The sequence below is a fragment of the Pseudoalteromonas sp. MIP2626 genome, assembly GCF_013414205.1.
In the GTDB taxonomy this organism is placed as follows: domain Bacteria; phylum Pseudomonadota; class Gammaproteobacteria; order Enterobacterales; family Alteromonadaceae; genus Pseudoalteromonas; species Pseudoalteromonas nigrifaciens.
Genome location: NZ_JAATTW010000014.1, coordinates 61,890 through 71,212 on the forward strand (window position 1 = coordinate 61,890; position 9,323 = coordinate 71,212).

A 9,323-nucleotide genomic window follows, 5' to 3' on the forward strand; every position below is an offset into this window, starting at 1 on the left:
GCGAGGATTTAGATTACATGCGACATTAGTCTTATACTGTATTGCTATAATTTAATGTTTATAAATAGTAATTAAAAACAATAACTTAAACTTATAAATAAATATCGCACCCACACTTAATTCAAGCTCTGGTATTGTGTATAGTCCATGCTAGTTGAGTGCATATTCAAAAAGGTTTAATAAATACATGACTGCCGTACTAATTTTTGTTGCTTTGAGCTATATAGGGGTGCTGTTTTGGCTCGCAAGTTGGGGCGATAAAACCACGCCTTTGGCTAAGCGTATTAGTCACCACCCTTTTGTGTATGCATTTTCACTGGGTATTTATTGTACATCTTGGACCTACTACGGCTCGGTAGGAACTGCAGCCACAAGCAGTTGGAGTTTTTTGCCAATATTACTAGGCCCCGCATTATTATTTTTTTTCGGCCAAGGCTTTTTACGTAAATTAGTTTTAGTGAGTAAAAAGCAAAATATTACTACCATTGCCGACTTTATTTCTGCCCGTTATGGCAAGCGCCAAACCACCGCTATTATGGTGACTTTAATCGCGCTACTAGCGACTATTCCGTATATTGCGCTGCAATTAAAAGCGCTCAGTTCGAGCTTTTTACTGCTGCAAACAAGTAATAAAATATCTGGAGATATAGTCGCCCTGTCGGCAACTTTAATTATGGCGTTATTTGCGATATTTTTTGGCACTCGAAAAGTTGATGTCACTGAATATCGTTCAGGGCTAATGCTTGCTGTAGCGTTTGAATCTCTCATAAAATTAATTGCACTCATGGCGGTGGCTGGGCTGGCTGTGTATTCTTTATTTAACTTACCTGAGTCTTATGCTAATCAAGTAGACGAGCCTTTGTGGACACACTGGGCCGACTTTGACTTTTTTAGTTTTAACTTTATTGGCCAGTCATTAATGGCTGCGGCGGCTATTATTTGCCTACCGCGTCAGTTTCATGTAACTGTGGTCGACAATCAAGACAAGCGTCATTTATTTACCGCGCGCTGGGCGTTTCCACTGTACTTATTACTTACCGCAGCAATGATTTTTCCAATAGCAACTGCCGCTATTCACCCAGAAATAGGCCGTAGCTTTTCACCCGACAGCTTTGTTTTAGCCCTGCCAATGCTGCACTATAATGCCTTTTTAACCACCTTCGTTTTTATTGGTGGCTTGTCGGCTGCCACTGCTATGATAGTGGTAGCAACACTCACTTTAAGTACTATGATTTCAAACGATGTAGTACTGCCCCTAATACTGCGTCGCAAATTTAAACGCAACTTAATAACCACCAGCTATAGATCGAGAATACTATTAGTACGACGCTTTGCTATTGCCGGTATTTTAACCTTGGCTTATTTTTATCAGCATTGGTTTGGTCACGGAAGTGCATTAGCGAGCATGGGCTTGGTGGCATTTTCGTTAGTAACCCAATTATTACCCGCTATTGTAGGTGGTTTATATTGGCGAAAAGGCCATGCTTATGGCGTTTATGCGGGCTTACTTGCAGGCTTTATATGCTGGGTGCTGTTTTTAATGCTGCCTATTTTAGATGCTGGCAACACGCTAAATAACGAGCTACAACAAACCCTTATGACCCGCGGCACGCTGATTGCGTTATTTGCTAACATAGGTTGTTATATTAGCTTTTCGTTAGGGGCTGAGGAGCGATTAATTGATAAAATTCAGGCTGCTGCATTTGTTAACCCAAAAGATCAGACTATTTTATCAAAGCGTTTAAATAAAGATGTTAAAGCCACAGTATACGACTTTAAAATACTGCTACAGACCTTTTTAGGTATTCAGCGCAGCCAGCAAGTATTAGCCAATTATGCCCTAGCCCATCATTTAAGTGACAACAACGCGCACCCCAAACCTGAGTTTATTGCTTATTGCGAACGTGCGTTAACCGGTGTGCTTGGTGCATCGTCGGCTCAGGCATTAGTGCACACTGTATCGTCTGGTAAGCGCATGGCATTTGAAGAAGTGGTTAACTTTTTTGATGAAACCACCCAAGCACTGCAGTTTAACCAAAACTTATTGTTTACCTCGCTTGAAAACTTAAGCCATGGTCTTTCTGTGGTCGACAAAGATTTAAAACTTGTTGCTTGGAATAAACGCTATAGCGAAATGTTTAATTACCCTGAAGGCTTTTTAGAAGTGAGCCAACCGGTAGAAGACATAATACGTTACAACGCAGAGCGTGGTGAATGTGGTCCAGGCGAAATAGAACGCCATGTAGATAAGCGGGTTCGTCATTTAAAAAATGGCACCTCGCATCATTTTATTCGCCACCGCCGCAACGGCCAAGTGTACGAAATGATAGGTAACCCTTTGCCTGATGGCGGCTTTGTTACCAGCTTTTCAGACATAACAACACATATTAATACTCAAAATGCGCTGGAAGAAATTAATATCGATTTAGAAAACCGCATTGAGGCGCGTACTCAAGAAGTACAAACCATTAATAAAGACCTTCAAGCGCAAATAGATAGCCGAGTTCAAACTGAGCAGGCACTAACTTTAGCTAAACGTGAGGCTGAAAAAGCCAACGACAGTAAAACCCGCTTTTTAGCACTGGCGAGCCACGATATTTTACAGCCATTAAATGCCGCGCGTTTATACCTTGCCGCCATTGACGAAAAGCAGCTCAATAGCACTAATCAAAATAATCTTGATAAACTAGGAGACAGCCTAGACTCTACCGTGCATTTAATGTCGGCTCTGCTCGAAATAGCCAAGTTAGAACAAGGCGCAATGGCGCCTACGCCCCGCCACTTTTGTATTGACGATATTTTACAACCGCTTAAAAGCGAGTCGAGTATTTTACTCAGTGTAAAAGGGTTATCGTTCAAAGTGCTTTCTAACCAGCAAATAGTACACAGCGATATTACTTATTTACGACGCATTATCCAAAACCTGCTCTCTAATGCAATTAAGTACACACAAAGTGGTAAAGTTTTAATTGCCTGTAGAAACCGTAAACATAGCCTGCGCATAGAAGTATGGGATACAGGACAAGGGATCAGTGAAGCAGAGCAAGCTAAAATTTTTAATGACTTTTACCGGGTCGAGGCTGGCGACAATAAAGGCATAGGCTTAGGTTTAGGAGTAGTAAAAAGAATGGCTGACTTACTCAGCTTACCGCTTGATGTATGCTCAGTGCCCAATAAAGGCAGCCGCTTTAGTATTGAAGTACCTTATGGAGATGCAAAATTTGTACAGCATAAAAATATTGCTAATAGTGTAATGGAAAACCGCGCCGCCATTAATATTGTTGCCGTTGACGACGATCCTGCCAATCTAGCTGCCATGGCAAGCTTACTCAACAAATGGCAAGCCAATTACACCTTATTTGATAACGTTGAACAGGTGCTTGCGCACGCTAATGAGCACAGCGCACCCGATGTGATTTTAATGGATTACCAGTTAGGTAATGATTGCGACGGCATAACACTTATAAAAACCCTGAGAGATATTTGGCAACACCAAGTCCCTGCTATCTTAATAACAGCGGTGCGCGATGAAGAGCTTAAACTAGAAACTAAAGCGGCTAATATTCATTATCTAAGTAAGCCTATTAAACCGGGCAAACTAAAAGCGCTGCTAAATCACAGCACTTAAAGATTATACCCAGCCTGCTAGTAATAGCGGGCTGGGTTTTCCTTTGCTTTATTTTATAAAGGCTTAAGCCAGATTAGCGCGGCTTCTCAGCTTTTGAAACAACCAGCTCAGCCCCACTAAAGATAACCCTAATCCAATAAACGATATCGCTTTTAGTAAACCTGTTAAGTTTGCCATATCGATTAAAAATACTTTTAAAATAACCGCGGCCAATAAGCCTAAACCTACTTTTTGTATTAGTAGCTGATTTTTAAGATGGCCCACTATAACCGTACTTGCTCCTAGTACCAGCCAAATAATAGAATAGCTGTAAAGCTCAGCGTTACCTACCCCCTTAGATAAGTAAATATACGCCCCTTGCCAATATTGACGAATTAAACTGTTAATTGCCAAGAAGGTAAATATTCCCGCAATTGCGAGAACTATTGCAATTACCTTAGTATTTATAGCTTTGCTATTTATAGTTTTAAGTAACCTTGCTAACCACAAAGTTAACCCTGCAGGTACTAACCATAATAACAATAACCAGTTAAATATTGGCGTTGTACCAATATCTATTGCACTCAATAACGGATTGTCGTCAACTAAGGTTTTTAGTGCAAACACACCAGCTAAGCCCGCCAATGCAAAGCCGCCAATGCGATACAGTTTTGCTAAACTCCCTACTATTCGCGCGCGATATAAATACACACAACCTAACCCAAGCCAGTTACAAACCAGTAATACTTGCTCGTAAAAACTCAATGAATCAAATTGTGGATAATGCCCTACTAGCTGATAACTGGTTTCGGTGGTAATAAATAATGCCAAGCAATGCAGCGCTGCACCTTCTAGCCATAACTGCATTTTTGATGTGTTAAAACATCTTGCTGCAACATAAAATAGCACCGTACACAGCGGGTACACCACTATACTCCAGTGCAAACCAAAAATAGTAAGAGCCTCGTAACTTGGTGTCCAAGGTGAGAAAGTTAGTCGCAATAATAATGCTGCCACCAGTGCTTTAATAGGCCAATGTGGCATAGGTATGCTGTGGCGTTTGATCAGCAAGCTAATCAATAACACTTGAATAGCCAGCGCTATAGTTAAGCCACTGTCGTTTAATAGCATAGTAATCGCGAGCGTAATATTAGCATTTGCTACTATCCAGTAGGTAAAACGCTGATACAAACTAGCACTGTGCTGCGCAATTTTTATTAAAACAGCACTACCAACAAGTAATATAACTGCCCAAAGCGGATACGCTGTACTTAACGCTGAATTAGGAATAAGTGCGTATAACGTGGCTATCATTAAAAAGAAACTAAATGCGCCGGTAATATGAAATGCCAAGCGCTTAGGAAACTTACGACCAAAATAAATGCCATAAGCAGTCAAAGTAAAACCTAGTATTAAACCTAGTCCATATTCTTGTTTAAATATAAACAAGGCATCATCAAAATCAAAAGTTTGCTGGGTACTGACTAAAACGACCAGGGCTATGACTAAACACACAGCTTGCCATAAATCCCAGCGGCTATTTTTTAATACTAAAAACAGCATTAGCACTAAAATTATTAAGCTAAATATCTGAAACTGCGCGTCGAACCTATGCAATAGCATCATCAAAATAAACGGTGCGGTAAACACTAACATTAACGGGTGATCGGGCAGTACATTAATTAAACGCTTTAAGCTGTGCGGGCGAAACTCAATTAGTGTAAACCTTACCCCTAAACGAGGGATAGCTACGAGGCCAATAATACTGGCGACTGCATAAACACCCAGTAACCAAATGGTGCTGCTTTCGAGTAAAACAAAACCCGCTAAGTACCAAAAAACATGCCCAGCCCAGAGTAAATACCACAGCCAAATACGCTGTACTTGGTGCGCCACTATGGCGGCAAATAAACTAACAAAGCCAACATACATAAATAAAGAAAATAAATTAACGCTATTACTACTAACCCAAATAGGCACGCTGTAGGCACCAACAATGCCCAAAACAGCAAGTAAAGGACCAAACTTAATTGCCATAACGCTTGCACTTAAAGCAATAATCGCCAACAGCACAAATGCAACTGTGGAGCTAAGCATGGCGTAGTTACTGTAAGCAAGTAAGGCTAGCGCAAAGCAAGTAATAAAGCCGCCACTAGCAAGGGCTGCCGGAATATAGTTATTAAACCCTTCAAATATAATACGTTTATAATGTAAATACCCAGCAGCTGCTATTAAACCAAGGCCAAATAATGCACCTAAACTCAACCGCATAACGGGTGAAAGTAACCCAGCTTCTAAGCTGTATTTTGCTAAAAAAATACCGCCAAACGCAAGCGCTATCGCGCCTATCCAGGTCATCCAGTTTTCTTCAAGTCCTGCACGTAATTTATTAAATAATGTATTTAAAACGCTAGGTTTTTTAGGGAAGGTATTTGTTTTAGCTGTTTTAGTAACTGCAGCTTCATTGCCGCTTATAGCCGCAGTTTTTACCTGCGTTGAAACAGTTGCTGGTGCGCTTACTTGGGGTTGTGGTTGCGCTTGTGGTGGCGCTTGCTTACTAGCAAGCGGTACTAATTGCTCTTGTTGCTGGAGTAAACTATTAACTTTAGCTGTTAACTGCACAACTTGTTGCCTTAAACTTTTAAGCTGTGTAAGTGCAATAAACCCGCAAATAGCGCCTGCTATTATCGCTAATATAAATAGCCCTACTAACCCAATCAACTCATCCATGGCATGCTCTTATTATTTTATTTAATATTAATTAGCGGTATTAAATTACCGTCGTTAACCACCATATACCGATTACAAAAACAGTTAAAGTAATCATGGCTTTAGTTTTATGTTTACTAATAAGTTGCTCGGCTTTATTACCGGCGTAATACACAACTACCGCTAAAGCAAAATATCGTATAGCACGCGAAATTGCGCTGGCTAATAAAAATAACCCGAGGGAATATTTAGTCGCCCCCGCTGCCAGCATGGCTATTTGAAATGGAATAGGCACTATGCCTAGCGTTATTACAAACCAGAAGCCTTGATTGTGCATTTGTTGTTTAACATTTTCAAACTGCTCGGGGCTTGAGAAACTATTAATAACCCAATCGCCAACTGCATCAAATAAGTAATAACCCAGCGCATAACCAAATAACGCCCCCACAATACATCCCAAAGTGGCCATTAAAGCAATAAGCCATAATTTTTCACGACGCGCTTGCATTAAGGGTACTAAAACAGCTTCAAGCGGAATAGGTACTATGGTCGACTCTAAAAACGACGCCACGGTAATGCCACTGAGCATATGTTTAGATTCAATAAAATTACGTGTTTTTTGTTTAAGCTTTTTTTGAATCGCCATAATAACTCCCTTTCATTGTGAATAAAACGCGATTTCAGATGCTTTATCATTACATACTTAAGTTAATCTAGACTGAAAATATAAAACACTTTAATTATTAACAAATTGGTAATAGCTACGGCGATCTTTTATTATTGAGTTATATCATTGAATTTACTTATCACAGTAGTTATTAATTTATGCAAAGTGCGCGTTTTATTCCCTTTAGAAAGCAAGATATTGTTGATATGTGTAGCGAAGAGCTTAAAAGCAGCACACAACAAACATCGTTTAAACAGTTTTGTGATTTACTAGCTAGCCTTATTCATTACGATTACCACTCAACACTTGAGTCACTTAAAAACAACTACGCCCCTTTTGATCCCAACAGTGACACGCGATCGTTAGCGCCAGTATCGGCAGAACAAAAAGCACAGTGCCAACGTGAGTTTGCTAAAGACTTTGCCAAGGTACTTAACGCCGCTAATTTTGAAGTAATCACCAATGAAGACTTACAAGACGCATTAAGCGAAGAATCACTATTTAAGGTGCGCCTTGAAGTTGAATTTGACGACTTTGAAGAAGTGGTATTTTATCGCCGTGGCGAGTCGCAGCTCACTGAAACGATTACCAGCTTTTGGGGCTTGCGTAAAAAGCCGCTGCATTTTACTAATTACGATCGTGTTGCGGTGTTTATTCGCTTTAAAGATAGCGCTTATTTTGAAGCTAAAAACAAAACGCCACTGGGATTTGAGCCAAGTTCAACCATAGTAAAGTTGTTTCAAAATGTGCCTAAGGCCGATCTCGAAATGCTATTTCCTAATAGCGAAGTACGCATGCGCCCTATTGATAAGGTCATTATTGGATCGTCTGCTTTAGTTGGCGGTGCAGTGGTACTTATTACTAAATTGGGCGCATCAATCGTATTATTGCTTGCTCTGTTTGCTTTTTGGGGTGGTTTTAGAAGTGAAGCTGTAGAAATGACCCAACAACACTTTATTACCTTTGCTATCGGTATGGGCGTGTTTGGCAGCTTTATTTTTAAAGAATGGAGTAAGTTTAAAAACCGCAAAATAAAATTTATGAAAGCCCTAAGCGATAACCTCTACTTTAAAAACCTCGATAACAACGCGGGCGTATTTCACACGCTTATTGATGCCGCCGAAGAAGAAGACATAAAAGAAGCCTTGCTGGCGTATACCTTTTTACTAAAATCGGAAAGCGGATTAAGCGCACAAATGCTTGATGAGCAAATAGAGCATTGGTTTAAAAGCAAATACCAGTGCGTTCTTGATTTTGAAATTAGCGACGCGCTTGAAAAGCTGGTACGTATGCGTTTGGTAACGTGTAGTAACGAAATAGAAGGTAATGAAGTGTATAGCGCGCTGAGTTTAGAACACGCAAAAACCATTTTAGATAAGCGCTGGGATAATCTTTTTCAATATAATTAATGTAGTATTTTTACTAAATAATACTCATCGAGTAGGGTGAGGCTTTTGCCTCATCCCTCTCACAGAACCGTACGTACGGGCCTCGTATACGGCTCCTGTATTCTTCTATCCCTTCGGCTTATTTTCTAAACGCCGAGTGAGCAAGCCATCCTGTACTTACTTTTTCCATTGAATATAAACCTTGCTCCTCAAACCATTGGTTTGGCATCGCTACATTCGATAATGGACTTAGAGAGTTTCGCCATGAGTTCATTTTGATGAACTTAAATGGCGGCTTTTTCCCTAATTGTTTTAGTCGCTTATGCAACCTCGCTGGGTTTTTCCACAACCTTAACTGAATTGCCCTTAATCGTCGTCTCACCCACCTTGCCAACAAATTTAGCACTCGTTTACTATTGGCTATACTGAAATAATTTACAAAGCCGCGCACCACTGGATTGAGTCTTTTTATTACTTCAATTAAGTTCATGCCACTATTTCGCTTTGTTAATCGTTTAACTCTTTGTTTAAAGCCTTTGAGTTTTGTGGCTTGGATACACGTCCAATTACTGCCTATCTCCACTCCCAAAAATTTTACGCCTTCACTACTATGCGCTATGTGCGTTTTCTTTTGGTTGACTGTTAACTTTAAGCCTTTTTCGAGTATCTGAGTCGCTACTGTGAGTGCATTCTTGGCTGCTTTTTCTGTGCAGCATAAGATCAATATGTCGTCGGCGTACCTCACTATTCTGTGATTTCGCTTTTTCATTTCTTGAGCAAATGCATCTAGGTAGATATTCGCCAACAATGGACTGATAACACCACCTTGTGGACTTCCTAGCTCACTCGCTTCCCAATTATTGCCTATCATTACTCCGCTTTTTAAAAACTGTTTGAGCAGTTTTAAGATGCTACCGTCTGTCACTTTGCGTTTGACGCTGCTTATGATCAA

At 40.3% G+C, this 9,323-nt stretch carries 5 protein-coding genes; 2 read left to right on the plus strand and 3 right to left on the minus strand.

What is annotated here, in order from left to right; all coding sequences use genetic code 11:
- The first annotated feature begins 187 nt into the window (after positions 1-187).
- Complete coding sequence (locus HC000_RS08475; protein ID WP_179807420.1) at positions 188-3,628, plus strand: PAS-domain containing protein; 3,441 nt, start codon at positions 188-190, stop codon at positions 3,626-3,628.
- 63 nt (positions 3,629-3,691) lie between these two features.
- On the opposite strand, the gene HC000_RS08480 is transcribed toward HC000_RS08475, so the two are convergent.
- Positions 3,692-6,337, minus strand: coding sequence for a DUF2339 domain-containing protein (locus HC000_RS08480; protein WP_179807421.1), 2,646 nt, complete (start codon positions 6,335-6,337; stop codon positions 3,692-3,694).
- 40 nt (positions 6,338-6,377) lie between these two features.
- Positions 6,378-6,962, minus strand: a complete 585-nt coding sequence (locus tag HC000_RS08485) for a VTT domain-containing protein (RefSeq protein ID WP_011327283.1) — start codon at positions 6,960-6,962, stop codon at positions 6,378-6,380.
- 179 nt (positions 6,963-7,141) lie between these two features.
- Between HC000_RS08485 and HC000_RS08490 the strand changes: the two genes are divergently transcribed.
- On the plus strand, positions 7,142-8,392 hold the full coding sequence (locus HC000_RS08490) for a TMEM143 family protein (protein WP_179807422.1): 1,251 nt from the start codon (positions 7,142-7,144) through the stop codon (positions 8,390-8,392).
- Between the two features lie 118 nt (positions 8,393-8,510).
- Here the strand turns inward: HC000_RS08490 and HC000_RS08495 are convergent.
- Positions 8,511-9,323, minus strand: an 813-nt coding sequence (locus HC000_RS08495) for a reverse transcriptase domain-containing protein (protein WP_257025463.1), incomplete at its 5' end; no start/stop codon positions are given.